Origin of the sequence: Mesorhizobium sp. M0898 (genome assembly GCF_040319695.1) — a bacterium.
Taxonomy (GTDB): domain Bacteria; phylum Pseudomonadota; class Alphaproteobacteria; order Rhizobiales; family Rhizobiaceae; genus Mesorhizobium.
In genome coordinates this window covers 61,341-86,111 of the sequence record NZ_JAMYOE010000005.1, presented here as the reverse complement: position 1 = coordinate 86,111, position 24,771 = coordinate 61,341, and the positions used below count along the sequence as shown (strand labels likewise).

27 protein-coding genes are annotated in these 24,771 nt (G+C 62.4%); 12 read left to right on the top strand and 15 right to left on the bottom strand.

Annotated elements, in window-relative coordinates; genetic code table 11:
- Window position 1 precedes the first annotated feature (1 nt).
- The 7 genes from NKH90_RS09165 to NKH90_RS09135 form a co-directional block, all read right to left on the bottom strand.
- On the bottom strand, window positions 2-715 hold the full coding sequence (locus tag NKH90_RS09165) for a hypothetical protein (protein WP_352819000.1): 714 nt from the start codon (window positions 713-715) through the stop codon (window positions 2-4).
- A 26-nt stretch (window positions 716-741) separates the two neighbouring features.
- Window positions 742-2,052, bottom strand: a complete 1,311-nt coding sequence (locus tag NKH90_RS09160; RefSeq protein WP_352818997.1) for a TRAP transporter large permease — start codon at window positions 2,050-2,052, stop codon at window positions 742-744.
- Between the two features lie 3 nt (window positions 2,053-2,055).
- A complete protein-coding gene (locus tag NKH90_RS09155; RefSeq protein WP_352818994.1) occupies window positions 2,056-2,568 on the bottom strand; it encodes a TRAP transporter small permease in 513 nt (170 codons plus the stop codon).
- A 58-nt stretch (window positions 2,569-2,626) separates the two neighbouring features.
- Window positions 2,627-3,604, bottom strand: coding sequence for a TRAP transporter substrate-binding protein DctP (dctP, locus tag NKH90_RS09150; RefSeq protein WP_352818991.1), 978 nt, complete (start codon window positions 3,602-3,604; stop codon window positions 2,627-2,629).
- 91 nt (window positions 3,605-3,695) lie between these two features.
- Entirely contained in the window at window positions 3,696-4,241 is a 546-nt protein-coding gene (locus tag NKH90_RS09145; RefSeq protein ID WP_352818988.1) for a flavin reductase family protein, read from the bottom strand.
- Window positions 4,241-5,335, bottom strand: a complete 1,095-nt coding sequence (locus NKH90_RS09140; protein WP_352455311.1) for an LLM class flavin-dependent oxidoreductase — start codon at window positions 5,333-5,335, stop codon at window positions 4,241-4,243. Before NKH90_RS09140 ends, NKH90_RS09145 begins: the two co-directional genes overlap by 1 nt.
- Window positions 5,335-6,051: a GntR family transcriptional regulator gene (locus NKH90_RS09135; RefSeq protein WP_352502196.1), complete on the bottom strand. Its 717-nt coding sequence runs from the start codon at window positions 6,049-6,051 to the stop codon at window positions 5,335-5,337. The genes NKH90_RS09140 and NKH90_RS09135 overlap by 1 nt, the downstream gene beginning before the upstream one ends.
- Before the next feature lie 446 nt (window positions 6,052-6,497).
- Here NKH90_RS09135 and NKH90_RS09130 point away from each other — a divergent pair, with 446 nt between their 5' ends.
- Window positions 6,498-6,758 carry a hypothetical protein gene (locus tag NKH90_RS09130; protein ID WP_352451554.1) on the top strand — a complete coding sequence of 87 codons (261 nt, stop codon included), beginning with the start codon at window positions 6,498-6,500 and terminating at the stop codon, window positions 6,756-6,758.
- Between the two features lie 43 nt (window positions 6,759-6,801).
- On the opposite strand, the gene NKH90_RS09125 is transcribed toward NKH90_RS09130, so the two are convergent.
- The 5 genes from NKH90_RS09125 to NKH90_RS09105 form a co-directional block, all read right to left on the bottom strand.
- Window positions 6,802-7,020 carry a hypothetical protein gene (locus NKH90_RS09125; protein ID WP_352575479.1) on the bottom strand — a complete coding sequence of 73 codons (219 nt, stop codon included), beginning with the start codon at window positions 7,018-7,020 and terminating at the stop codon, window positions 6,802-6,804.
- A gap of 3 nt (window positions 7,021-7,023) precedes the next feature.
- Window positions 7,024-7,203 carry a hypothetical protein gene (locus NKH90_RS09120; protein WP_023676107.1) on the bottom strand — a complete coding sequence of 60 codons (180 nt, stop codon included), beginning with the start codon at window positions 7,201-7,203 and terminating at the stop codon, window positions 7,024-7,026.
- Between the two features lie 127 nt (window positions 7,204-7,330).
- Window positions 7,331-7,489: a hypothetical protein gene (locus NKH90_RS09115; protein ID WP_023716639.1), complete on the bottom strand. Its 159-nt coding sequence runs from the start codon at window positions 7,487-7,489 to the stop codon at window positions 7,331-7,333.
- Window positions 7,490-7,637: 148 nt separating this feature from the next.
- Window positions 7,638-8,075 carry a GFA family protein gene (locus NKH90_RS09110; protein ID WP_352818982.1) on the bottom strand — a complete coding sequence of 146 codons (438 nt, stop codon included), beginning with the start codon at window positions 8,073-8,075 and terminating at the stop codon, window positions 7,638-7,640.
- A gap of 25 nt (window positions 8,076-8,100) precedes the next feature.
- Entirely contained in the window at window positions 8,101-8,319 is a 219-nt protein-coding gene (locus tag NKH90_RS09105; protein WP_352472892.1) for a hypothetical protein, read from the bottom strand.
- A gap of 134 nt (window positions 8,320-8,453) precedes the next feature.
- Between NKH90_RS09105 and NKH90_RS09100 the strand changes: the two genes are divergently transcribed.
- Window positions 8,454-10,754: an FdhF/YdeP family oxidoreductase gene (locus NKH90_RS09100; RefSeq protein WP_352818979.1), complete on the top strand. Its 2,301-nt coding sequence runs from the start codon at window positions 8,454-8,456 to the stop codon at window positions 10,752-10,754.
- A 66-nt stretch (window positions 10,755-10,820) separates the two neighbouring features.
- Here NKH90_RS09100 and NKH90_RS09095 read toward each other — a convergent pair whose 3' ends face one another.
- Together NKH90_RS09095 and NKH90_RS09090 are read right to left on the bottom strand one after the other, a co-directional pair.
- Window positions 10,821-11,168, bottom strand: coding sequence for a response regulator (locus NKH90_RS09095; RefSeq protein ID WP_352502221.1), 348 nt, complete (start codon window positions 11,166-11,168; stop codon window positions 10,821-10,823).
- Between the two features lie 8 nt (window positions 11,169-11,176).
- Complete coding sequence (locus tag NKH90_RS09090) at window positions 11,177-14,281, bottom strand: CheR family methyltransferase (protein ID WP_352818976.1); 3,105 nt, start codon at window positions 14,279-14,281, stop codon at window positions 11,177-11,179.
- A 166-nt stretch (window positions 14,282-14,447) separates the two neighbouring features.
- Here NKH90_RS09090 and NKH90_RS09085 point away from each other — a divergent pair, with 166 nt between their 5' ends.
- On the top strand, window positions 14,448-14,645 hold the full coding sequence (locus tag NKH90_RS09085) for a hypothetical protein (protein WP_352818973.1): 198 nt from the start codon (window positions 14,448-14,450) through the stop codon (window positions 14,643-14,645).
- A gap of 1 nt (window position 14,646) precedes the next feature.
- A complete protein-coding gene (locus NKH90_RS09080; RefSeq protein WP_352818969.1) occupies window positions 14,647-15,243 on the top strand; it encodes a response regulator in 597 nt (198 codons plus the stop codon).
- A gap of 24 nt (window positions 15,244-15,267) precedes the next feature.
- Here the strand turns inward: NKH90_RS09080 and NKH90_RS09075 are convergent, their stop codons facing one another.
- Window positions 15,268-15,537: a hypothetical protein gene (locus NKH90_RS09075; RefSeq protein WP_352818966.1), complete on the bottom strand. Its 270-nt coding sequence runs from the start codon at window positions 15,535-15,537 to the stop codon at window positions 15,268-15,270.
- Window positions 15,538-15,809: 272 nt separating this feature from the next.
- Between NKH90_RS09075 and NKH90_RS09070 the strand changes: the two genes are divergently transcribed.
- Genes NKH90_RS09070 through NKH90_RS09035 form a run of 8 tightly spaced genes read left to right on the top strand, consistent with a single transcriptional unit; the run spans window position 15,810 to window position 24,763 of the window.
- Complete coding sequence (locus tag NKH90_RS09070) at window positions 15,810-16,916, top strand: NAD-dependent epimerase/dehydratase family protein (RefSeq protein WP_352818963.1); 1,107 nt, start codon at window positions 15,810-15,812, stop codon at window positions 16,914-16,916.
- Entirely contained in the window at window positions 16,913-17,989 is a 1,077-nt protein-coding gene (locus tag NKH90_RS09065) for an NAD-dependent epimerase/dehydratase family protein (RefSeq protein ID WP_352818960.1), read from the top strand. Before NKH90_RS09070 ends, NKH90_RS09065 begins: the two co-directional genes overlap by 4 nt.
- Window positions 17,986-19,278, top strand: coding sequence for a TIGR04295 family B12-binding domain-containing radical SAM protein (locus NKH90_RS09060; protein WP_352612125.1), 1,293 nt, complete (start codon window positions 17,986-17,988; stop codon window positions 19,276-19,278). Before NKH90_RS09065 ends, NKH90_RS09060 begins: the two co-directional genes overlap by 4 nt.
- Window positions 19,263-20,363, top strand: a complete 1,101-nt coding sequence (locus NKH90_RS09055) for a glycosyltransferase family 4 protein (protein WP_352818956.1) — start codon at window positions 19,263-19,265, stop codon at window positions 20,361-20,363. Before NKH90_RS09060 ends, NKH90_RS09055 begins: the two co-directional genes overlap by 16 nt.
- Before the next feature lie 2 nt (window positions 20,364-20,365).
- Entirely contained in the window at window positions 20,366-21,496 is a 1,131-nt protein-coding gene (locus tag NKH90_RS09050) for a CgeB family protein (protein ID WP_352818953.1), read from the top strand.
- Complete coding sequence (locus NKH90_RS09045; RefSeq protein ID WP_352818950.1) at window positions 21,493-22,587, top strand: CgeB family protein; 1,095 nt, start codon at window positions 21,493-21,495, stop codon at window positions 22,585-22,587. The genes NKH90_RS09050 and NKH90_RS09045 overlap by 4 nt, the downstream gene beginning before the upstream one ends.
- Window positions 22,584-23,693, top strand: coding sequence for a CgeB family protein (locus NKH90_RS09040; RefSeq protein WP_352818947.1), 1,110 nt, complete (start codon window positions 22,584-22,586; stop codon window positions 23,691-23,693). Before NKH90_RS09045 ends, NKH90_RS09040 begins: the two co-directional genes overlap by 4 nt.
- 23 nt (window positions 23,694-23,716) lie before the next feature.
- Window positions 23,717-24,763 (top strand): UDP-glucuronic acid decarboxylase family protein, encoded by a 1,047-nt coding sequence (locus tag NKH90_RS09035; protein ID WP_352472879.1) that lies wholly within the window; start codon window positions 23,717-23,719, stop codon window positions 24,761-24,763.
- Window positions 24,764-24,771 lie beyond the last annotated feature (8 nt).

The following is a 24,771-nucleotide window of genomic DNA, read 5'->3' as shown; positions in this document are numbered from 1 at the left end:
CCTATGTGGCCCTTGACGAAGGATGCACGGCTTCCGTCGACATCGGAAAATGCCGGCTGCCGCCTGAAAACGGCGGGAAGGTCTTGTAGTCGGCGCGCATCTCCAGCCGCGCCGGCGATTGCAGCGCGTGCGTCAATGCAGCGGGACTGTCGAACATGACGCGATTGCGCTGCATATGGTCGATCCGCGGCCAGGGCAGCGAACCGCACCAATCCAGTCGCGACAGAACCTCGATGTGGCGAATGCCGGGGAAGCCCCGCATCAATTGCGGATGATGCGTCACATAGTGGTAGAGCCAGGCATTCATGTCTTCGGCCGGCCCGGGATAGTGGACAAGATAGCTGCAGGGCAGCCCGGACGTCTTGACGCCAGCGTCGTCGACGGGAAACGGACGCACGCACATTGCCTGTTGCGTCGGCCTCGAACCGGCGATGCTCGACAGCATACCAGGTGCGGCAAGCGCCTGCAGATGGCCGGACGGCGCCAGCGCCGCCTCCATGCCCGCCAGTTCGTCGAAATAGAGCTGGAAGCCAAAGACCGGCGGTGGACCATCGTTGTTGAACATGTCCGTCGCCACTTCGGGCAGATAGATGTTTGCAAGCGCAAGGCCCGGCGTCGATGCAATCACACGCCGCACGGCGTCAACGTCTTCACCGGCGATGGCCAAATTTGCCTCGCGGTCATCATGGAAGAAAGCAAGATAGGCAAAGCGCATGTGGACACCTGCTGGATCGAGTTCGACTAGATCAAATTCGGAAGAAAGAGAGCGATCTGCGGAAAGAGGACAATCAGCAGGATCAGCAGAAGCGTCAGCGCGATGTAAGGCGCCGCAGCCATGGCAACCGTCTTGAGCGATGTGCCTTTCGGCGCAACGCCGATCATGATGAACAGCAGCAGACCAAACGGCGGCGTGGTGAAGCCGACCTCGTAGGCGAGCAGCAGGATCAGCCCGAACCATACCGGCTCGTAGCCGAATTGCTGGGCGATCGGCAGGAAGATCGGCAGCGTGATCAGCATCATCGAGACCTGATCCATGAACATGCCGAGCAGCAGGATGACGAGCACCATCATGAGCAGCATGGGATACGGTCCAAGATCGTAGCCGACGATGAACTGGATAAAGCCGTTGGAGGCGCCGGAGAAGGCGAATATCTGCGAGAACGTCGTCGAAGCCGAGATGATCAGGAAGGTCATGCCGGTGACCTTCATCGCATCGTCCAGCGACTTCCAGACAACCGACCAGCTGAACCGTCGGTAGACAACCAACAAGGCGAAGACGGCGGCACAGCCGAGGCCTGCCGACTCGGTCGGGGTCGCTATTCCAAGGATGATCGTGCCGACCACCATGAACACGATGACGCTCATCGGAATGATGTTGACGGCGACCGCCCTCACCTTCTCGGCCGCGGGAACGGCGGGTACCGGATAGTGCGGAGCGGCGTCCGGATCGATCTTTGTCTGCGCGAAGATCAGCGCCGCATACATGACAACGAGCAGCAGTCCAGGCAGAGCCCCCGCGATGAGCAGCGCGCCGACGTCGATCTGGGCCAGCGAGCCGAGCAAGACGGCCAGCGAGGATGGCGGGATGATGACGGCAAGGCTTCCGGCGCCAAGCACCGGGCCGTAGGCCATATGCGGCTTGTAGCCTCGCTTCAGCATCTCGGGCACCATCAGCGAGCCCATCATGCCGGTATTGGCGAGGCTCGAGCCCGACAGCGCGGAAAAGATCGTGCCGGCGGCCAGCACGACATAGGCGAGGCGTCCGCGCAGATTGCCGATGCACAGGTCGAGCGCGTAGATGACCTTCTCGCCGAGGCCGGAGCGGAAGAACAGGCTGCCCATGACGAGAAACATCGGCAGCGGGGCAAGCGCGTAGGTCGAGACAGCGTCGGAGAAGTTGGCGACCATCTGCGTCACGCCGATCGAGCCGCCGAAGAACAGATACAGCCCGATCACATTGGTGACGAAGAACGCGAAGGCGACCGGCAGCCCAAGGCCCATCAACACCAGGATGGTGCCAACGAGCACGGCGAATGGAAACAGCCAGGCCACCGGTCAGAGCCCTTCCATTTCCAGCGGATCGAGCGTGTACAGCGTGTCACGGCCGAGCAGATATCTGAGCCATTCCAGCGCCGAGAGATAGAAGGCGAGCATGATGGGCAGAAAGACCAGCCATTTCGGCATATCGAAGCTGCGCGTTTCATATTCGCCGCCCGCAACGGCACTTGTCAGCGAAGACAGAGCGACGCTGCCGAGGTAGAGGCTGACGCCGATGCAGGCGAGATAGACCAGCTTTTCAAGCACCGCCCGTGCCCGCACCGGCAGCGCCTGGCGCAGGAACTCGACGAAGACATGGCCCTTGCTGTGGACCAGCCATGGCATCGGCAGAAATGCCGCGTAAAGCAGGCCGTATTCCGTCGCCGACACCGCCCAGGCAAGCGGCCTCAGGCCCAGATTGCGGACGCACACATCAGCAACCACCGCGACGATGATGAGGCCAAGCACCACTTTTGCCGCCGCCGCCAACGCAAGGCTCAGCTTCCCAATCGTTGCAAACAATCTGTCCATGCGCGACGACCCTCATGTCCACCTTGATGAAGGGGCGCACCAGCGCCCTCGGCTCGGGCTACTGGAAGAATTTCTTCAACTGATCGATGTTGGTGGGATCGCGTTTGGCCATTCTCGCCCAGCTCGCCTGCGTGGCAGCCGCCAGGAATTTGTCGCGGCCGGCGCCGGTCAAGCTGACAATCTTCTGCCCGCCGGCGATCATCGCCTGTGCCTGTTTTTCGGACTCGGCAAGGTTGGCGTCATAGCTCGCGCGCTCGTATTCGACGGCCGTGTCGGCCAGCAGCTTCTGCGCCTCGGGTGACAGCGTGTCCCATTTCGCCTTGTTGATCGAGATCAGCACATCGGTTTTGAAGAATTGCGGGTCGACACGGTATTTGGTGAATTTGTCCCAGCCGAACGACGCATAACCAAATACCGTGTAGGCGTTGGCATTGACGACGCCGCGCTCGAGCGAGGTGTAGACATCCCCCGGCGCCTGCACGATCACCGTCGCGCCTAGCGATTCGAGGAAATCGCGGTAGAGCGGCGAGGAACGGATTTTCAGGCCGCCCCAGTCGATGCTGCCTTCGCTATTGAGCTTGGGTTCGTCGACGGTGAAGACGTTGAAGCTCGAGCCCGCGTCGACATGCGCCAGCAGATGGGCATTGGCCTTCTTCTCGAAAATCCCGCTGATGAAGTCCCAGCCGCCATTGTCGCGGACCTCCCACGGCGTCTTCGTCGATGCGGAGAAAACCTCGCCTTCGGGCACGAGCTCCAGGAACTGCCCTGCCGGTGTGTCGATCACGTCGATCAGGCCGCTCCTGAGCGCCGCGCCCTGCTGGATCGGCGGAATGACCTCCGGCCCGCCACGCACGTTGATCTGGACCACGCCCTTGCCCTTTTCGTTCACTTTCTGAACGAACTTCAGGAAGCTCTGGGCGTAGCCGTTCTGCGTCGGTGTAAAATGCACGGCGTTGAGGACGACCTCTTCGGCCGCGGCGCTACCCGCCACACCCGACATGAGTGCAGCCAGAACAAGGGATTTCCAAATGCGCATTGCCATACTCCCTTTGATAGTTCGTCCATGATCCGGCCCATGATCGGGTCGATCTAAAATTGCAATCGCCGCGCCGCCGCGTGAACGGCGGTTAGTTGGCATCATCTCCTAATGTCAGGAACCGCCCATGCGCGTAGAAGACCGGCGATCGATGAGCGCGGTCCAGCGCAACGCCCGAGACGATGCCGATGACGATCATGTGCGATGCCCGCACGATGATTTCGGCCACCCGGCATTCGAATATTGCCCGTGCGCCGACGAGCAAGGGCGCGCCGGTTTCGCCACGCACCCATGATCCGGACGAGAACCGCGCGGCGCCCTTGGCTTTGGTCATGCCGCCAAAGGCACGTACAACGTTCTCCTGGTCGCCGGCGGGAAGATTGACCGAAAACGGCGAGCCTTCGCGAATGGCCGAGGCAAAGGTGCTGCCGCGGTTGACGCAGGCCAGCAGGGAAGGCGGCTCGGCGCTGAACGAACAGAGGGCCGTCGCCGTGATACCGCAAAAACCGATCTCGTCATGTTCCGACGCGAGGATGGCGACCGAGCCCGCCACGGCCCGCATAGCCTGCTTGAAGGCGCGCGGATTGATGGCGTCGTGCCCATCCACCCACGGCGTCGGAATGGCGGCCGCCGGCATCAATTTACTCGAAGCCCGGCCTGGCGCATCAGCGGCAGCACGCGGTCGCAGAAGAATGGCAATTCGTAGGTGTAGTTGACGAATGTGAGGGCGGCGCCGGAATAACCCTGGTCCATGATCTCGGTGAGGTCGTCGACGATCTTTTCCGGCGTGCCGATGAGTGGGAAGGTTCCGGCACCGCCGGCGAACCTTTGCCGATATTCGGTGAAAGCCTTCGCATCGTGCGAGTTCGCGAATTCCTTCTTCTTGCGCATGTGCTCGTCGACCGCACCCTCGTCCGCGCATTCCAGCGCGTAGTGCCGGTAGTAATCCTCGGCTTCCTGCTGGGTCTCCCGGCAGACGACGTGACAAACCGTATAGACGCCGACTTCGCGCCCGACTTCGGCCGCGCGGTTGGTGATGTCGACCACATGCGCACGGCCGTCGGCAATTTCGGAAAAGGTCGAAAACAGATAATCGCAGTGGCGCGCTGCGTAGTTGCGCCCCGGCGCGCCGAAGGCGGCGTTCATGGTCACCGGTCGCGGCGCCTGCAGGCTTGGCGGCCGGCTGACGACGCCCTTCAGATCATAGAACTCGCCGCTGAAGTCGAACGGCTCCCTCGATTGATAGGCACGCACGATGATGTTGATCCATTCCTCGGCCTGATCGTAGGTCCGCTCGCCGACCGTCTGCCCGAACATGGCGAACTCATCCGGGTTCCAGCCGCAGACGATGTTCAAGCCGGCACGCCCGTTGGAGATGTGGTCGACCGTCGCCAGCGCTTTTGCAGCCTGCAGCGGATGAACCAGCGGCACATGCACCGTCATGAACAGGCCGATGTTTTCCGTGGCGACAGCAAGGCCCGCCGCCCAGGTGAACGTCTCGAACGACCATTCCCGCACATGCGTCAAACCGCCGAAGCCGCGCCAGCGGGCGATCGGCAGCAGAAACTCGAGGCCGGCGCGATCGGCGATGCAGGCGGAGTTTAGGTTGTCTTCCCAGCGGGCACGCCAGCGCTCGGGAACGGTGGTCATTGCCAGGCCGCCATCGGCATTCATTGAAAAGACGCCGAGCTTGAACCTGTTCGGCCCTTTCAGCGGGTGCTGCTTCCTGATCATGCTTTCCCCTGCCGCGACATGCCCTCACCTTCACCGTTGGAGTTTTGAAACGGTGGGCTAAGCTTCGTGAAACGCTCCTCGGCGTTCTGAATGAAGTGGGTCATGCGGTCGTAAGCGGCGACGGCGTCGCGCTTGACGAATGCCTCATAGATTGCGCGCATGCCGGCAACGATGACGGCCTGCGTCGGCTGGTGCGACAGCGTCCTTAAGCGGACGACGAGCACATGGTCGGCGAACCTTGCAATCGTTTGGGAAAGGCGCTCGTTCTCGACGGCGCCGAGCCAACAATTCCTGAATGCCGAATTGGCCTGGAAAAAGCGGTCGGCATCGCCGGCGGCGGCCGCAGCCTCGGCCTCCCGAAGCGCGGCTGCCAGCGTCTTGAGGCCAGCGGCGTCAAGTGTCCGTGCGGCGTGCGCGGCGGCCCGTGGCTCAAGCAGGCGGCGGACCTCGAAGATGTCGGCGACATCCGTCGCGGTAAGCGTGGGCAGGGTGAAGCCGCGTGTCGTGCCGACGAGATAGCCCTCATGCACCAACTGCATCAAGGCGTCGCGGACAGGCATTCTGGAAATGCCGAGCTGGGCGGCTATATCGACATCGACGAGCTTCTGGCCAGGCGCCAATTCGCCATGCTGTATCGTCAGCCGGATTTGTTGATAGACCTGGGCACGCAGATTGCCATCGCCAACCCGTTTGAGCTCTATCGTTTCCGTCATCCACGCCTTCCCATGCGAAGATTTCGTATATTGTTTGAGGCTGTGTTCTCGCAGTCGTGCCGTTTGAAATGCAGCCGCGTGTCGGCAGAAATCCACCTATCAGCCATGTTCCCGGCTCAAGTGGAGCATAGGCTGGATCACCTGGCAAGATGTTTTAAGTTTATAATGTATACTGTTTGAGTTCGCCGTCCGGAGGGCAAAGGGTCACGCCATCCGTGCGGTCGCGCCGCGCGACGGCGGGGAGAGCCAGCGATCCGCGCGGTTCGGTAAAAAGCGTACAGACGTTTTTCCGTGACACATCGAAGTTGACGGATTTAACTAAAATTACTTGCGATCTGCGCGCGCCGGCACGCCCACCCCGATCCCTCGCCGGTACGCATTACTGGATCGCCCGCCGTATCGAAAGGTGCGGCGGGCTTTTCGTTTCGTTTGGCGGGGAGGCGCTTATGCGAGACTTGCCCAGGAATATCGACGCCGACGTCGTGATCGAAATCAGCAAGCTGCTCGACGACCGGGCGAAGTCCGTGCCGGTGCCGGTGCACAAGCTGGCGGCGATGATCCGGCTGGGCGTCGAGACCCGTCTGACCGATCACTCCATCGAGGAGCTGATCGTGGAAATGGCCGCGACGCGGGGGCTTCCGATGCTGTTCGACTTGCCGGTGGTCGACAACGTCGTGCCGTTTGCCTTGGCGCGCCGTCCCCGCTGACACTTCGCTCGAACCTCACCGATCCTCGCGTCGCCGCCCGACTTCACTTGTCCTGATGCGCGGGCCGAGTGTCGCCTTTCTTTTCGGGGTCGTGGGTATGGTGGCTGTCGCGTTCGCCGCCGCCGCCGGAGACCTTGCTGTGGCTGCGACGGTCGGAGTCGGCCGGCGGCTTTTCGATGCTCAGCGGCTTCTTGGCGTTTTCGTGCGCGGCGCCGGGACCGCCCTGGCGGATGCTGGCAGGAGTCTTCTTCGACGTGGACATGACCTAGCGATCCTGGACGTTGCCTTGATGGGTGGTGTTGACCTTCGTATTGCCTTGCTGGCCCTGCTTGTCGGGATCCGGAACGGCTGATTGCGGTCCCTGTTCGGCTGCTACCGATTTTTTGTCACCGGCGCCCTTTGGGCTCAGATTCTTCGGCGGCACAGGGGGAGGTTTTGTGCTCATGGCGTTTCTCCTTCCGTCACCCAAACAAGCGGCTCGGGAGAAAGGTTCCCGAGGGTCCGACACTAACGGTGATTGCCGCAACGAGCCGGGTCCACAGGCCGTGGCTTGGGGCCGGCGGGATCCAGGATTATTTCTTGATGATGTTTCCGTTGTTCAGATCGAAGGCCTGGGCACCGAACGCCTGCCTGAAGAAATCCTCCTGCAGATCGCCCCATTCGCCAAGATAGGCGCCGCAATTGCTGCAATAGATCGGCGTCGAATCCTTCGGGTTGTCGGGAATTTCCATCAGGATCGTCCCGCACGCCTTGCAATCGAGCTTGTCATCCAAACGGCGGCCCATTGGCCTATAATTGCGCGTTTTCGGCCGCGCGCCAATTGTCGTATTCGTACGAAACTGCGAACGGTACGTTTTCCACCTGCAAGCGGGCAGCAGGCTAGCGGTCCGCCGGATTTCCGAAAGCGGGATCGCGCCGCCTCGAATACCTTCCCACCCGCGGCAGCTCGTCTGGAAAGTCGACCCAGGGAAGCCTCATGTCCCAATATGCGTGGGCCTGCGGCGGAAACCGTTCGGGGTGGTCGAGAAAGCCGATCGACAGATAGAGTTCGTCGGGCAGGCCCTGGTCGACATAGCCGATCGATGTTCCGCAATCCGCACAGAAGGACCGGAGCACGCCGGGCGTTTTCGAAAAGGTCTTCGGCGTGCCGGTGAGCAATGTGAATTCGGAAGGCCGATAGCCGACCCACACCGTTAGCGGGCTTCCTATCGCCTTGCGGCAATCGTCATCGTGATCGGAGCAAACCCAGAACGGCTCGCCGCGCATCTCCGCCGTTATGGCGCCGCAAAAACAGGACCCCGTTTCAGTTCGTGGCATTGCCTGCCTTCATTGCTGACCTCACTCATTGCTGGCCTGGCATTTCGGTATTTTCCTTGGGGTTCTTCTTGATGCCGGCGGCAGGCGAGGTATCGGCCGGAGCATTGCCACCCTGGTTCTGCTCAGGGGCTCTTTTGAGCGGCGAAGTTCGCCAGCCCATATCGCCGTACAAAAAGCCGATGAGAAAGCCGACGATGATGATGGCCGAAATCACCATCGCAATTAACGCGTTACGTCGCTCCATTTCGCGCGGCTCCTTTCTTCGGGCCGAACAAACGATGGCGGAAATGGTTCCGGCGAGACGGTACGGACCCGGCCCGGAACATTCAGCCTTACGGCGGGTTCTTATGCATGCTCTTCTTACAGGGAGTGGCTCGCATGAAACCCGCCGTAACCGATCGCATCGAAACCAAGAAATACGACCACCCGACAGGCGGCTGGGGATCGCTCAAATCCCTGGTCCGCAAGGCGCGCGGCGAAGGCCTGCTGTTGTCCGGGATATGGAGCACGCTGCTCAAGCAGAACAAGGTCGACGGCTATATGTGCGTGTCTTGCTCATGGGCAAAGCCAGCCCAGCCGAGGCCTTTCGAATTCTGTGAAAACGGCGCCAAGGCGACGATGTGGGACCAGACCAAGCTGCGCTGCGAACCGGCTTTCTTCGCCGAGCATTCGGTGACGGAACTGCTCGATTGGCCGGACCACGATCTTGAGAAGCAGGGCAGGCTTACCGAGCCCATGCGCTACAATGCCGCCACCGACCGTTACGAGCCGGTTTCCTGGGACGATGCATTCCGCGACATCGCTGCCGAACTGCGGCGGCTCGATCCCAAATCGGTGGTGTTCTACACGTCCGGCCGGGCCTCGCTCGAGGCCTCGTTCGTGTACCAGCTTTTTGCGCGGATCTATGGCTCTTCGAACCTGCCCGATTCGTCCAACATGTGTCACGAATCGACCTCGGTCGGCTTGCCGGAATCGATCGGTTCGCCGGTCGGGACCGTGCAGCTCGAAGACTTTGCGAAATGCGACATGATGTTCTTCTTCGGGCACAACACCGGGGTGACGGCGCCGCGCCTGCTGCATCCGCTGCAGGAGGCACGTCAACGCAACGTGCCCGTCTTCACTTTCAATCCCTTGCCCGAGCGGGGACTGAAGCGCTTCAAGAATCCGCAAAACCCCCTCGACATGCTGTCGCCCGGACCGGGTACCAAAATGTCCAGCGACTACTTCCAGGTTCGTTCGGGCGGCGATATCGCCGCGATGACGGGTATCGCCAAGGCGTTGCTGGCGCTCGACGACGACGCCCGCGAAAGCGGCAGGACGCGTGTCCTCGACACGGCTTTCATCGCCGAACACACGCATGGCTTCGCCGAATTCGAAGCCTTCCTGCGCAAAACCCAGTGGAGCGATATCGTCGCGCGATCCGGCATTGCGCAGACCGACCTGGAGCATGTCGCCGAGGTCTACAGCCATGCCAACGCGGTGATCGGCAATTACGGCATGGGCTTGACCCAGCATCGGCACGGCACCGAGAACGTCCAGATGCTGTGCAACCTTTTGATGCTGCGCGGCAATATCGGAAAACCCGGCGCCGGCATTTCGCCGCTGCGCGGCCATTCCAATGTCCAGGGGCAGCGCACCGTCGGCATATCGGAAAAACCCGAGCTCGTCCCGCTCGACAAGTTCGCCGAATTCTACGCCTTTGAACCGCCGCGCGAAAAAGGTCTCGATACGGTCGAAACCTGCGAAGGCGTCATCGACGGATCGGTCAAGGGCTTCGTCGGGCTCGGCGGCAATTTCGTGCGGGCCGTGCCGGAAACCGGCCTGGTCGAGAAAGCCTGGCGTGGGCTCGACCTGCATGTCGAGATCGCGACCAAGCTCAACCGCAGTCACCTGATCGCCGGCCGGGCAACCTATTTGCTGCCTTGCCTGTCACGGCTGGAAAGAGACCATCAGGCAAGCGGCGACCAAAGGGTGTCGGTAGAGGATTCCACCGCCTGTATCCACGGCTCGTTCGGATCGCGACCTCCGGCTTCGCCGCATCTGCTTTCAGAGCCCAGGATCGTCGCCGAACTCGCCAAGGCCACGGTGCCGGGCAGGAGTTCGATCCCATGGGATGAGTGGGTTGGGGATTATTCCCGCATCCGCGACGAAATCGAGCGCTGCTACCCCCAACATTTCCGCGACTTCAACGAGCGTTTCCTGACGCCCGGCGGCTTCCATCGCGACATCAAGGCGAGCAAGCGGGTGTGGGAGACGCCGAACAAGAAGGCCAATTTCAAGCTGCCAAGTGGCCTTGAAACCGATCCCGACATCGATGTCGCCGGCGATGATGTGCTGACACTGATCACGGTGCGCTCCAACGACCAGTTCAACACCACCGTCTACGGCTACAACGACCGGCTGCGCGGCATCAGCGGCACACGTATGGTGCTGTTGATGAATGAAAAGGATATCCAGCGCCTCGGTTTGAGCGCGGGACAGGAGGTCGATCTCGAAGCCAACGCGCGGGACGGTGTGGAGCGCCGCGTGCACGGACTGCGCATCACGCCTTACTCGGTGCCGGAGGGAAATTGCGCCGGTTACTACCCCGAGCTCAACCCGCTGGTTCCTTTGTGGCACAGAGCCGAGAGGGCTCATGTTCCGGCGGTCAAATCGGTACCGGTGCGGATATTGCCATAGGCGTTCGTCGTTCGCGGCAGGCACGCACCACGCCGATGTGACCTGGCGCCACTTTCAATCGCGACCTCAGCCGGCTCGCGCGAGTTCATCCACGGCATTCAGGATCGCACTCTGGCTCGCCGGCTTCTGCACCATCCTGCAAGCGCGGAACCCGGCTGGAATTTCGCGTTCGCCAAAGCCTGAGAGGAAGGCGAACGGAACACCGCGCGTCCGTAACGCTTCCGCGATCGGATAGCTGGTCTCGTCGTTCAACTGGATATCCAGCAACGCGGCGTCGATCCCGCCTTCGCCAACGAGCCGGAGTGCCGCCGTTACCGACGAAACAGGTCCAACCACCTGATGGCCGGCTTTGCGCAGGTAAGCCGCCGCGTCGTCGGCGATCAGCCATTCGTCCTCGACGATCAGCACACGCATCTTTCCGGTCACGACGAGCCCTCACGGGTCAGAGGGAATGCGATTTCCGCCTCCAAACCATTTGAGTGGAAAGTTGTTTCAACCTTTCCGCCCAGCCGGTAGCCGATTTCTCCGCGCAGAAGGGTAAGGCCGAAGCCGCTGTCGGTTGGCTCCTTGATGCGGGGGCCGCCCTTCTCGCGCCAAGTGAGCCTGAAGGTTCCGTCCGCCACCGACCATTTCACGACTATCCGCCCGGCAGGTTTCGAAAGTGCGCCATATTTCGCGGCATTCGTCGCAAGTTCATGGATTGCCATGCCGAAGGAAAGCCCTTGTACCGGCTTGAGGCTCACCCGTTTGCCATGGAGTTCGAACCGTTCGGCCCCGAAGGGATCGAGTTCCTGGCGCAGCAGTTCCTCGACGGAAGCTTCGGTCCAGCTTTCTCGCGAGAGCAGACTATATGCTCGTGACATCGCCTGCAGGCGGCCGATCAAGGCGTCGGCGAACTCGTCTTTCGACGCCGAGTTTTCACGGGTCCGGTTGGTGATGCTGGCGACGACCGCCAGCATGTTCTTGACGCGATGGTTCAGCTCCGAGATGAGCACCTGCTGACGCTCTTCCGCCTGCGCCAGCGTCGTCACGTCGATCATGGTCACGACCACGCCTTGGACGCCGCCGCTCTTGTCCCGATAAGGGTTGATGCGAACCAGGTGAAACCGGCCGTTGTCATCGCGCGCAAGGTGATGGTTCAGGGTCTCTCCCGTCTCGAACACCGCCTGGATGTGCCGCTTCAACTCGGGGTAATCGAGTAGGCTCGAAAGATCGGTCAGCGGGCGGCCGACATCGGACGGACGCAAGTTGAAGAACGATGACGCGGCGGGAGTGAAGGTCCGCACCACAAGGTTGCGGTCGAGGAAGATGGTGGCGATTTCCGTGCTTTCGAACAAGTTTCTGAGATCGCTGTTGGCGCGATCGAGTTCCTCTATCTTGCCGGTCAGCTCCGCGTTGATGGTGTTTAGCTCTTCATTGAGCGACTGCATCTCCTCCTTCGAGGCCTCAAGCTCCTCATTGGTCGACTGCGCCTCTTCATTGACGGAGACGAGTTCCTCGTTCGAAGATTTTACTTCCTCCAGCGCGGTTTCGTATTCCTCGATAGTCGATTGCAGCCGCTCGCGTGTGTCGCGCAACTCCCGCTCGAGATCGGCCGCGTCGTCGGTGCCGCGGCTTTCGTGTGCCGGCTCGGAGCGGATCTGGGACTGTCCCACCGGATTGAACAGGACGAGGTAGAGGGGCTCGCCATTACCGCGTTCCGTGTATGGCTCGACCGTCAATGTAATGAACTGAAGCTGTCCGTCGTCTTCCTCGACCGCTATGTTCTCCCGCACGACCGTGCGGCGCGTCGTGGCTGCTTCCCGCAATGCGGCGCGCAGTTCCAGTCTCAGCCCGTGGCGGGCCTGGGTCAGCAACTGCCGGCTCGGGGCGCCTTGCGGCGCTTCCAGATATTTGCCCGTCCGCGCCGAATAGTAGACGATGTCGCCATCGCCATTGACCAGAACGTGAGGCGGGGCGAACCGCTCCAGCACCTGAGCCTCGATCGCCTGGCGCAGTGAATGGCTGGCCGCATCCTTCTTCGAGCCGCCGCGTCCGACCGGAAGGGCACCCGTGCGGCCATTGCCGATCAGGACCGGCGGCCGCGGCGTGGCATGTTCCCGCGCCTGGAATATCCGCTGCTTCTTGTCGACCGTGGCGAACAGGTCACCGTGCTGACCGATGGTTTCCGAGGTCCCGAGGAACAGATAGCCGCCCGGGCGCAGCGCGTAGTGGAAGATCGGGATGACCCGGTTCTGGATCTGCGGGCCGAAATAGATCAGCAGGTTGCGACACGAAATCATGTCGATGCGCGAGAAGGGAGGGTCGCGGATAATGCTGTGCGGCGAAAAGATGCACAGTTCGCGCACCTCCTTGCCGAGCACATAGCTCTCGCCGTCACTGTGGAAAAAGCGTTGCCTGCGCTCGGGCGAAAGCCCGTGCAGCAGCGCTTCTGGATAACGTGCCGCACGCGCCACCGCGAGCGCCGGCTCATCGATGTCGGTCGCGAATATCTGGACGCGCGGCGGCGCCGAAAGCTTCTCCATGCGCTCGCGCATCAGCATGCCGATCGAGAACACCTCCTCGCCGGTGGCGCAGCCGGGCACCCACACACGCACCGCATCGGAGGCGTTCTTGCCTTCGAAAATCTGCGGTATGATCTTGTCCTCCAGCAATTTGAACGCGTCGGCGTCGCGAAAAAAGCTGGTGACGTTGATGAGGAGGTCGCGAAACAGCTTCGCCACCTCGTCCGGATCCCTTTTCAGCCGTTCTGTGTAGGTGGTGATCGACTGCAGCTGCGTTATCTGCATGCGCCGCTTTACGCGACGCAGGAACGTCTTGGCCTTGTAGCCGGAAAAGTCGTGACCGGAATGGCTGCGCAAAATGGCGTAGATTTCATCGCGGGCTCGATCCATCTCGGCCTTGTGTTCGTCGTCTGCTTCGGTCAGGCCGTTCAGCACGTCGAAACCGCGGACAAACGCCTGAAGCTTTGCACCGATCTGCTCGGCGGGCGCCGCTATGTCGATCAGGCCGCTCGAAATCGCGCTCTGCGGCATGGCTGGATTGCGCGGGCCGGAACCGTTGGAGGCCTGGGCAATGGTCAGCCCGCCATGCTCCTTGATTGCCCTGGCGCCGAGCGTGCCGTCCGAATCGCCACCCGACAAGATAATGCCGACGGCATACTCGCCCTGGTCCTCGGCCAATGCGCTGAAGAAGATGTCGATCGGCTTGCGCTCGCGGCTGAACGTGTTCGGCCGGCGCAGCGAAAGCGCGCCCTTACGGATGGTGAGGACGACGTTTTGCGGCATCACATAGACCTGGTCGGGTTGGACCGCTGCCCCCTCCTCGGCCACCAAGACCGGCATTTCGGTATAACGTCGGATGACCTCGTGCAGCAGGCTTTCCCGCTCCGGGCTGAGGTGCGTGACGACGACGAACGCCATGCCGGTGCCGCCGGTCATTCCCTTGAACAGGCCCTCCATCGCCGGAATGCCGCCGGCCGATGCACCGACGCCGACTATGGGAAACCTTCCATTCTGGGATGCCACGCCAAGCCCCTGGTAACAGCCGCGAACACAAAGCCGTCAAATCGGGCCTCAGACCCTAATCACGCCTCAGACTAAGACCGGGCCGAGCCTGAGGCCAGTAAATAGTCCAGTAACGGAACAAAGCACCGCGGCTGGGCATTAACATTTGACTTCGGAGGCGGTTCCAATGGCAAGACGACCACCTGAAATAAAGCCGGCCAAGCGAATCCTGTTGCCCTCGCCGGATCTGACCAAGTTCCCGGTATCTGAAAACATCCCGCCTCGCCTGCTCGCGCTCGCGGAACGATTGCAAGAGGTCCTGGCCCGCCATTTTGCGGAAGTCCGCGCCGACAGCCCTAAATCCCGCAGGAAGAAGGAACAATGAGGTGCGCGACCTGCAAGGCTTGCATATCCTGATCGTCGAGGACGAATGGATGCTGGCGGGCGATCTTGCACGTTACTTCAGCAAGATGGGCGCCGTGGTGCTTGGCCCGGTGGCGACGGTCGAACAGGCATCAAAACATACGGACGAGGCGGAGGCCGCGATCCTGGACGTCAATCTCAACGGACGACGGGTATTCCCGATCGCCGACGAGTTGATGCGCCGTGGCGTGCCGTTCGTGTTTTTCAGCGGCGACGAAGACATCGTTATTCCTGAGCGCCTTCGCTATGCCAGCAGCCTCCGAAAATCCTCGAACGGCCAGGCTGTCTTCGATGCTCTCTTCCCAGCCGAGACGTCGGCATCGAAAGGAGGCCGATTGTCGGAGCCCTCGGACGACGTATTTTCGCTGCTGCCCAAGCTCAGGCTCGCGGCGCGCCTGCTGCTGGGAGATGTGGAGGCCTCCGACCGGCTGGTCGAGCGAACGCTCGAACAGGCCATCGGCGAAATCGACAAGAGACGATCCGGCTCCTCCACGGAGGACTGGCTCAACGGCATCATGCGAAACATCGTCAGGGCACGCGGGCCAAACCTGCTGCACTGACCGTGGCCGCTGTTTGCCGCGATCCTACTTCCGGCTGCGTTCGACGAATTTGTTGAAGCGGCTGGTCTTTCCGCCGCTGGTCTCATCCTGGTAGAGGAAGGCCAGTTCGTTCTCATCGAAGATCCTGAAGAACTCGTCCCATTCGACAGGCTCGAACGTCTCTTCAGGCTCGCCGAAGTCGATGCGCAGTATGCCTCCCTCGCCCTTGGTGCGCACCACCGCCGGTCGCCCGTCGCGGTTCTCGGCCCAACGGCGGATTTCGTCGTGATCGGTGGTCGTCTTGGATTCAGACATCGCAATCTCCCTTCGATTCCACCGCAGGCCGCGAGATCTCACGCGTTGCTCCGGTCTGCCCTCACACAACCAGCAGATGCATTGCTGCCCGGCATGTGCGCGCGGTTGGTTGATTATGGCTCCTAACACCAAGCGCGCTTCGATGTTCCCGTGCCCAGCCCAAGGCGGGGTCGCTTTCGGAGCGCAGCGTTCCGGGAACTTTGTTGAAGCAAGGGAACAAACCTTTCGCCCGGAAGTTTGGGGCGGCAAAGCCATTCGTATGAGGAGTTGTCGTGAAACGTATACTGGTCACGGGAGGCTGCGGTTTTATCGGCCGCCACGTCGCCCAGGAACTCGTTGAACATGGCTATGGGGTTTCAATTCTCGATGCGCTGCTGGACCAGGTGCATGGTGGCGAGGCAATCAGCCTGCCGCCAGGCGCCAAGCTGATCAAAGGCGACGTTCGCGATCGCGACGCCATCTCAGAGGCGGTCGACGATGTCGACGCGATCATTCACCTGGCGGCTGAAGTGGGCGTCGGCCAGTCCATGTACGAGATCGCCCGCTATGTCGGCGCCAACGACCTCGGCACCGCCACGTTGCTGGAAGCGCTGATCAAACGCCCGATCGAACGGATCGTCGTTGCTTCGTCGATGAGCGTCTATGGCGAGGGTCTCTATGCGACGCCGGACGGCCGGCGCATCGACAATGCAAGACGGCAGCCGGACGATATCCGCAGCGGCCAATGGAATCCCCTGTCCCCGGAAGGTGAAGTCCTGTCGCCGCTGCCGACCGACGAACAGAAACCGGTCGATCTCGCCTCAATTTACGCGCTGACGAAATACGCCCAGGAACGCGCCGTACTGATCTTCGGCGAAGCCTATGGGGTCGATGCGGTGGCGCTGCGCCTGTTCAATGTCTTCGGCGCCGGACAGGCGCTCTCGAACCCGTATACCGGCGTCCTGGCGAACTTCGCCGCGCGCATCGCCAACGGCCAGCGGCCGCTGATCTTCGAGGACGGCGAACAGCAGCGCGATTTCGTGCATGTACGCGACGTCGCCCGCGCCTTCCGGCTGGCGCTGGAACAGCCGCAGGCACGCAGCCACGTCATCAACATCGGCAGCGGGCGAGCCTACGCGGTCAGCGACGTCGCCCGGCTGCTCGCCGAAGCGATGGGCGTGCCTGGCCGCCAGCCGGAAATCCTCGGCAAGGCACGCTCCGGCGATATCCGCAATTGCTTTGCCGACATCTCCAAGGCGCGCGAACTGCTCGGCTTCCAGCCGCAGTACCGGCTGGAGCATTCGCTCGGCGATTTCGTCGCCTGGGTGCGCAACACGGTCGCCATCGATCGCAGCGCCGAGATGAAGCGGGAACTCGAAGCGCGAGGGCTGGTATCATGAGACCGGAGTCACCCGATTTTCGCGAAATGCCCATCGCCATTATCGGCGGCAGCGGCTTCATCGGCTCCAACCTCGCCGACAGCCTGTTGTCGGATGGCGAGCCGGTGCTGGTCATCGACAACCTGAGCCGTCCCGGCGTCGAGCAGAACCTGGAATGGCTGACGCAAAAGCACGGCAGCCGCCTGACCATCGAAATCGCCGATATCCGCGACGCCGAGGCGCTCGCGCCGCTGGTGGCGCGTTCAAAGGCGGTTTTCCACTTTGCAGCGCAGACCGCCGTCACCACGAGCCTGGTTCGACCGGACGAGGATTTCGACGTCAACCTGCGCGGGACGTTCAACGTCCTGGAAGCCGCTCGCCGCAGCGGCAAGCGCACCCCCGTCGTTTTCGCCAGCACCAACAAGGTCTATGGCCGCCTCGCCGATCTCGCCATGCGCGAAGAGGACGGCAGATACGCGCCTCGCGACGCGGCCATCCATGCGCACGGCATCGACGAGACGCGCGGCCTCGATTTCTGCACGCCCTATGGCTGCTCCAAGGGCGCGGCGGACCAGTATGTCCTCGACTACGCCAAGTCATACGACCTGCCGACGGCGGTGCTGCGCATGAGCTGCATCTATGGACCGCGCCAGTTCGGGACGGAGGATCAGGGCTGGGTCGCCCACTTCCTGCTTAGCGCCTTCTCCGACCGGCCGATCACCATCTATGGCGACGGCAAGCAGGTGCGCGACATCCTACACGTTGCCGATGCGGTCGCGGCCTATCGCGCCGTGCTCGACCGGATCAAGGAAGTCAGCGGCCAGGCATTCAATCTCGGCGGCGGACCACAAAACGCCGTCAGCCTGCGCATGCTGCTGAAGGAGATTCGCGACATAACGAAACGGGACGTTTCGATACGTTACGACCGCGAACGCACCGGCGACCAACCGTTCTTCGTCGCCGACACACGCGCGATCGAGGCGCTGGGATGGAAAGCGCACGTCCCGTGGCAAAATGGCATCCGCGACCTCGCCGACTGGCTGCAGCGTCATCGCCTCGACCCGCATCCCGAACCGGCGAGGTACGTGGCATGAAGGTCGCCCTGGTCAATCCGTCCTGGACGTACCAGGACAGCATCTATTTCGGCTGCCGCCAGCCGCATCTGCCGCTCGAACTCGGCTATTCGAAAGCGCTGCTCGAAGCCACCGGCCACGAGGTGCTGATACTGGACGGGCAGATCCAGAAGCTCGACAACGCCGCGCTCGCCGATCGCGTCGCCGCATTCGAGCCTGGCATGACCGTCGTCAGCACCGCGCCGACCTACCTGTTCTGGCGCTGCGCACCGCCCGAGTTGCGCGTGCCGGCCGATTTCCTCAATCATCTTGCCGGGCGCGGCGGTCGCACCGTCGCCGTCGGGCCGCATGGCTCGGCGACGCCGACGCCGACTTTGCGCAAGCTTGGCGTCGACATCGTCGTGCGCGGCGAATGCGAGGAAGTGGTCGCGGAACTTGCCCGGCGCGACGACTGGACTGCGGTGCCGTCCACCGCCCATTTCGAGGATGGAGAACTGGTCTCGAACGGCGGCGTGCATGCGAGCTCGTTCATCGATCACCCGCCGCTCGAATGGCCATCGGACTGGATTGCCGCGCATTCGCACCACCATCACCGCTTCGACGACAACCAGGTCGGCTTTGGCGCGGAGGTCGAGGCGTCACGCGGCTGCCCGTATAATTGCAGCTTCTGCGCCAAGATCGATTTCCGCGATGCCTATCGCCGCCGGAACCACGAAGCAGTGATCGCCGAGATCGACCGGCTGATCGCACAGGGTGTCGGCTACATCTACTTCATCGACGAGATCTTCCTGCCGCAAAAGGCATTGCTGGAGGCGCTGGTCGATCGCGATGTGAAGTTCGGCGTGCAGACCCGTATCGACCTCTGGAAGCCGGAATTGCTGAAGCTGCTCGGTGCCGCCGGCTGCGTCTCGATCGAGGCGGGCCTGGAAAGCCTGACTGTGGAAGGCCGCGCCATGCTGGCAAAACGCTGCCGTTTGGGCACCGAGGAGCTGGCCGCGTTGCTGGTCGACGCAAGGCGCCACGTGCCGTTCGTCCAAGCCAATCTGATCGGCGTGGTCGAGGACGATCCCGCGCTCGTCGATTATTGGCGAAAGCACCTGATCGACAACGGCGTTTGGGCCAACGAACCGGTGCCGCTCTACCCTTATCCGAGTTCGCCCAGCTATCGCGAACTTTGGGGCGAGCCGGACGATCTCGCCTGGGAGCGCGCGCATGAACATTACCTCGCATCCTTCCGAACGTTCAGCGACATCCAGGAGAAGCGTCCGCGTCCGCTGGCTGAATTGGAGGCCACATGTTGCGGACACTGAGCCCGCCGCGTCGCATACTGATGACCGTCGATGCCGTCGGTGGCGTCTGGCGCTATGCGCTCGATCTGGCCAGGCAACTGGTCGCCGGCGGCGACAGCGTCGTGCTTGCCGGGCTTGGTCCGGAACCGTCCAGGCAGCAGGCGGAGGAGGCCCGGTCATTCGCGGCGCTGACATGGCTCAACACGCCGCCCGACTGGATGACCCGCAACGAGCACGACCTCGACACATTACAGCAGGAGCTGCACCCGCTCATACGTGACTACGCCGTCGAAATCGTCCATCTCAACGCGCCGACGCAGGCCGCGGGGCTCGATGTGCCCTGCCCGGTCGTGACGGTGTCGCATTCCTGCGTGGTGACATGGTTCCACGCCGTCAAAGGACAGGCGGCGGATGGCGAATGGGCCTGGCAGAAGGACCGCAACCGGCGCGGTTTCGACAAAGCAGGCATTGTTGTTGCACCCAGCCGCAGCCATGCCGACATGCTCGAAACCTGCTACGGGCCGATCGCGCGCCTGAGCGTCGTCGGCAACGGGGCGCGGCCCGGCGCGAAGAGCGAAAGACGGGAATCGGTGGTTTTCGCCGCCGCGCGCTGGTGGGACGAAGGAAAGAATGCGGCGGTGCTGGACCAGGCCGCCTCCCTGACGCAATGGCCGGTCTTCGTCGCCGGCTCCTTGCAAGGCCCGGACGGCCAGCATGTTGGCTTCAGTCACGCCGTTCCCGTCGGACCGGTGCCACATGAGGAAGTGCGCTCGCTGATGGCGCGGGCAGGCATTTTCGTATCGCCGTCGCTCTACGAACCGTTCGGCCTGGCCACGCTGGAAGCCGCGATGTCGAAGACGCCTTTGGTGCTCGCGGATATCTCGACCTATCGCGAATTGTGGGACGGGGCGGCCATGTTCTTCGACGCGCGCGATCCGGGCGATCTCGCCAGATGCGTCAACAGCCTTTGCAGCGACGCGCAGCGCCGGCGAGAGCTCGGTGAAGCAGCGGCTCGCCGAAGCCGCAGATTTTCATTGGCAAGACAGGCGACCGCCATGCGCGGCGTCTACGACAAGGCGGCCCTGGCCACCATGGCGGATAATTGATTATGCGATTTTTATTCTACACCCATTCGATCGTGTCCGACTGGAACCACGGCAACGCACATTTCCTGCGCGGCATCATGCGTGAGCTGGTCGCGCGCGGGCACCAGGCTATCGCGCTGGAGCCCGCCGACGGCTGGAGCCGGTCGAACCTGCTGGCCGAGAAAGGGTCCTTCGCAATCGAGCGATTCCGGAAGGACTTTCCCGAGTTGATGCCGGTGACCTACGATGCCGCTTTCGACCACGAAGCCTGGATCTCCGACGCCGATGTGGTGATCGTGCATGAGTGGACCGAGCCGGACCTTGTTGCGCGGCTGGGCAGGGCGAAAGCAACTGGCGGGCGTTTCACGCTGCTGTTCCACGACACGCACCATCGCGCTATCTCGGCTACGCAAGCGATTTCCGCCTTGCGGCTTGAACATTACGACGGCGTGCTCGCCTTCGGCGAGGCGCTGCGGGAAAGCTATCTTCGCGCCGGATGGGGCAAGCGGGTCTTCACCTGGCATGAAGCAGCCGATGACCACCTGTTCCAGCCGCATCCTGAAATCGAGCGTAGTTCCGACCTTATCTGGATCGGCAATTGGGGCGACGACGAGCGCAGTGGCGAAATCAGGGAGTTCCTGGTCGGCCCGGTGCGTGAACTCGGCCTGAGCGGAACCGTCCACGGCGTTCGCTATCCGCGGGAGGCGCTCGCCGACCTTGCGGCCGCCGGCCTGCGCTGCGAAGGCTGGATCGCCAATGCCGACGTGCCGAAGGCGTTCGCGGCGAACCGCATCACGGTTCACATCCCGCGGCGTCCATACCGCGAAAGCCTGCCCGGCATCCCGACCATCCGCATGTTCGAGGCGCTCGCCTGCGGCATCCCGCTGGTTTCGGCGCCGTGGTCCGATGTCGAACGCCTGTTCAGGCCAGGCGTAGATTTTCTGTTTGCAAACAACGGTTCCGAGATGCGGCGTCATCTTCGCGCCGTGCTGCACGACGCGGATCTCGCCGCCTCTCTGGCGACGTCGGGCCTCGAGACCATCGGCTTGCGGCACACATGCCGGCACCGGGCGGATGAGCTGTTCGGCGTGCTCGCCGAATGCGGGCACCGCCAAGCCGCCGACACGATCCTTGCAAAGGAGGCCGCCGAATGAAGATCGCATTTTACGGGTCGAGCCTGCTGTCGTCCTATTGGAACGGCGCGGCCACCTATTACCGCGGACTGCTCAAGGCCCTGGCAAGGCTCGGCTACGACATCACCTTCTACGAGCCGGACGTCTACGATCGCCAGAAGAACCGCGATATCGAGGCGCCGGACTGGTGTGCCGTCGTCGTCTACGAGGCCACTCCGCATGCCATGATGCAGGTGGCGGCGCGAGCGGCGGAGGCAGATATCGTCGTCAAGGCGAGCGGCGTCGGTTTCGCCGACGACGCGCTGTTGCGGGCGGTGCTCGGTCACGCCCGTGCCGATGCGCTCACCGTATTCTGGGATGTCGATGCGCCGGCGACGCTTGGCCAGTTGCGCGACGAGCCCGACCATCCGCTGCATCGCGCGCTGCAGGAAATCGACCTCGTGCTGACCTATGGCGGCGGCGACCCGGTGGTCTGGGCCTATCGGGCAATGGGGGCGGCCGAATGCGTGCCGATCTACAACGCGCTCGATCCGGAAACGCATCATCCGGTCGGCAAGGATATGCGCTTTGCCTGCGATCTCGCCTTTCTCGGCAACCGGCTGCCGGACCGCGAGGCGCGCGTCGAGGCCTTCTTCCTCGACCCGGCCGGCCGCTCCGCCGATCAGCACTTCCTGCTCGGCGGATCGGGCTGGGGCGACAAGCAGATGCCCGCCAATGTCCGATGGCTCGGCCATGTCGGCACGCGTGACCACAATGCATTGAACGTCACGGCCAAGGCGGTGCTGAACATCAGCCGCGACAGCATGGCGGCCAATGGCTTTTCACCTGCGACGCGCGTTTTCGAGGCGGCGGGCGCCGGCGCATGCCTCATCACCGACGCCTGGCTCGGCGTGGACCTGTTCCTGAAACCCGGAGAGGAAATCCTGGTCGCGCGCGATGGCGAGGACGTCGCCGAGATCATGCAAAGCCTTAGTGCCGGACGGGCCAAGGCGATCGGGACATCGGCGCTTCGGCGCGTGCTTGGCGACCATACCTATACGACACGTGCCGTTTTGGCCGACGCCATCTTCAGGCGCCATTTCGAGCGTCCGACCGTGGAGGCGGCCGAATGACAAAGCCGCTCGACATCGTCTTTCTTGGCCTGTCGCTCTCCTCATCCTGGGGAAACGGCCACGCCACCACTTTTCGGGGGCTGCTTAAAGGTCTCCACGAACTCGGCCACCGCGTCACTTTTCTCGAACGCGACGTGCCGTGGTACGCAAATCACCGGGATCTGCGCGATCCCGATTTCTGCGCCTTGCGCTATTATGAAACGATCGATGATCTTCGCCGCAATTTTGCGCGCTGCCTGCGCGATGCCGATATCGTGGTCGTCGGCTCCTTCGTTCCCGAAGGCCCTGAAATCATCGACGTCGTGGCATCGCTGTGCACGGGTCAGTTCTGTTTCTACGACATCGACACGCCGATCACGCTGGCAAAGCTTTCGACCGATGATTGCGAGTACATTGCCAGGCGGCAGGTCCCGTATTTCGACGTCTATTTCTCCTTCACCGGCGGGCCGACGCTTGCCCGTCTGACGGCGGAATTCGGCGCGAGGCGGGCCGAGCCGCTCTACTGCTCCGTCGACCCTGAACGGCATCACGGAACCGGTGATCCAATCCGCTGGGATCTCGGCTATCTCGGCACCTACAGCCCCGACCGCCAGGCGACGCTGGAGACGCTGCTGTTCGAACCGGCGCGTCGCATGCCGGAGCGCCGCTTCGTCGTGGCAGGCTCGCAATATCCGCGCGAAATCGCCTGGCCGGACAATGTGGATCGCATCGAACACCTGCCGCCGGCAGATCACGCCGCCTTTTACAGCCGCCAACGCTACACGTTGAACGTCACGCGCAGTTCCATGATCGCGGCCGGATGGTCGCCCAGCGTGCGCCTCTTCGAGGCAGCCGCCTGCGGTACGGCGATCATCAGCGATAGCTGGGCCGGACTGGACAGCCTGTTTCCAGAGCGGACGATCCACACGGCTCGCAGGACCGAGGACGTAGTCGGTATCCTGTCCGGGGAATCCAACGGCGCCCGGCTTGCCATGGCCAGGCAGGCGCGCGTGCTCATCCTCGCAGCTCACACAAGCATCGCAAGAGCCCGCGAATTCGTTTCGCTGCTGGCGCAGGCCAAATCGCCACGTTCTGTTCTCGATCTGGACGTCGAGAGCGCAGCATGATCCGCAGACGGGAGAAGATAGAGATGCAGCTATCAAGAAAGGCGCAACGGACCAAAACCGTGCTTGTCGCCGGCGGCGCAGGTTTCCTCGGTTCGCATCTTTGCGAGACAATGTTCCAGGCCGGCTGGCGCGTGATCTGCGTCGACAATTTCCTTACCGGCCGCATGGAGAACATAGCATCGATCGCCGATCGTCCGGATTTTCGGCTGATCAAGCAAGACATTTGCCGACCGTTAGAGCTTGGCGAACCGGTTGACCGCATCTTCAACATGGCGTGCGCGGCCTCGCCGCCGCGTTACCAGGCCGACCCCGTCCATACGACGCGGACTTGCGTCATCGGAACGCTCAATCTGCTGGAGCTCGCTGCCCGCAATGGCGCCCGGTTCCTGCAGGCGTCCACCAGCGAAATTTACGGCGATCCCGAACAGCATCCGCAGAAGGAAGACTATGTCGGCCACGTGAACTGCATCGGGCCCCGCGCCTGCTATGACGAAGGCAAGCGCACCGCCGAAACCTTATGCTTCGATTATTTGAGAATGGGAAAGGCCGATATCCGTGTCGCGCGCATCTTCAACACCTATGGTCCCAGGATGGACCCTGCGGACGGACGGATCGTTTCCAATCTGATCATGCAGGCACTCGAGAGACGGCCGCTGACGATATTCGGCGACGGGCTGCAGACCAGGTCGTTCTGCTACGTTTCCGATCTGGTCGACGGCTTGATCCGGCTGATGGAGGTCGATCCCAATCCACGCCAGCCGGTTAATCTGGGCAATCCGGGGGAGTTCACCATCCTGCAACTGGCGAGCCTGGTGAGAGGCATGACCGCAACCAAATCGGGCCTGAAATTCCTGCCGCTGCCGCAAGACGATCCTCGTCGTCGGCAACCCGACATTTCCCGCGCAAGAAAGCTTCTCGGCTGGTCGCCAAAAGTGCCGCTCAGGCAGGGTTTGATGCACACGATCGGCTATTTTGCCGAGCTTGAGACGGCGCAGATGATCGACAGAAGACGTCGAATTGCCGCCACCGTGCGTTCTGCATCAGGCCGGCTGCAAAACCTGCCGGCCTGAGGCGAGGA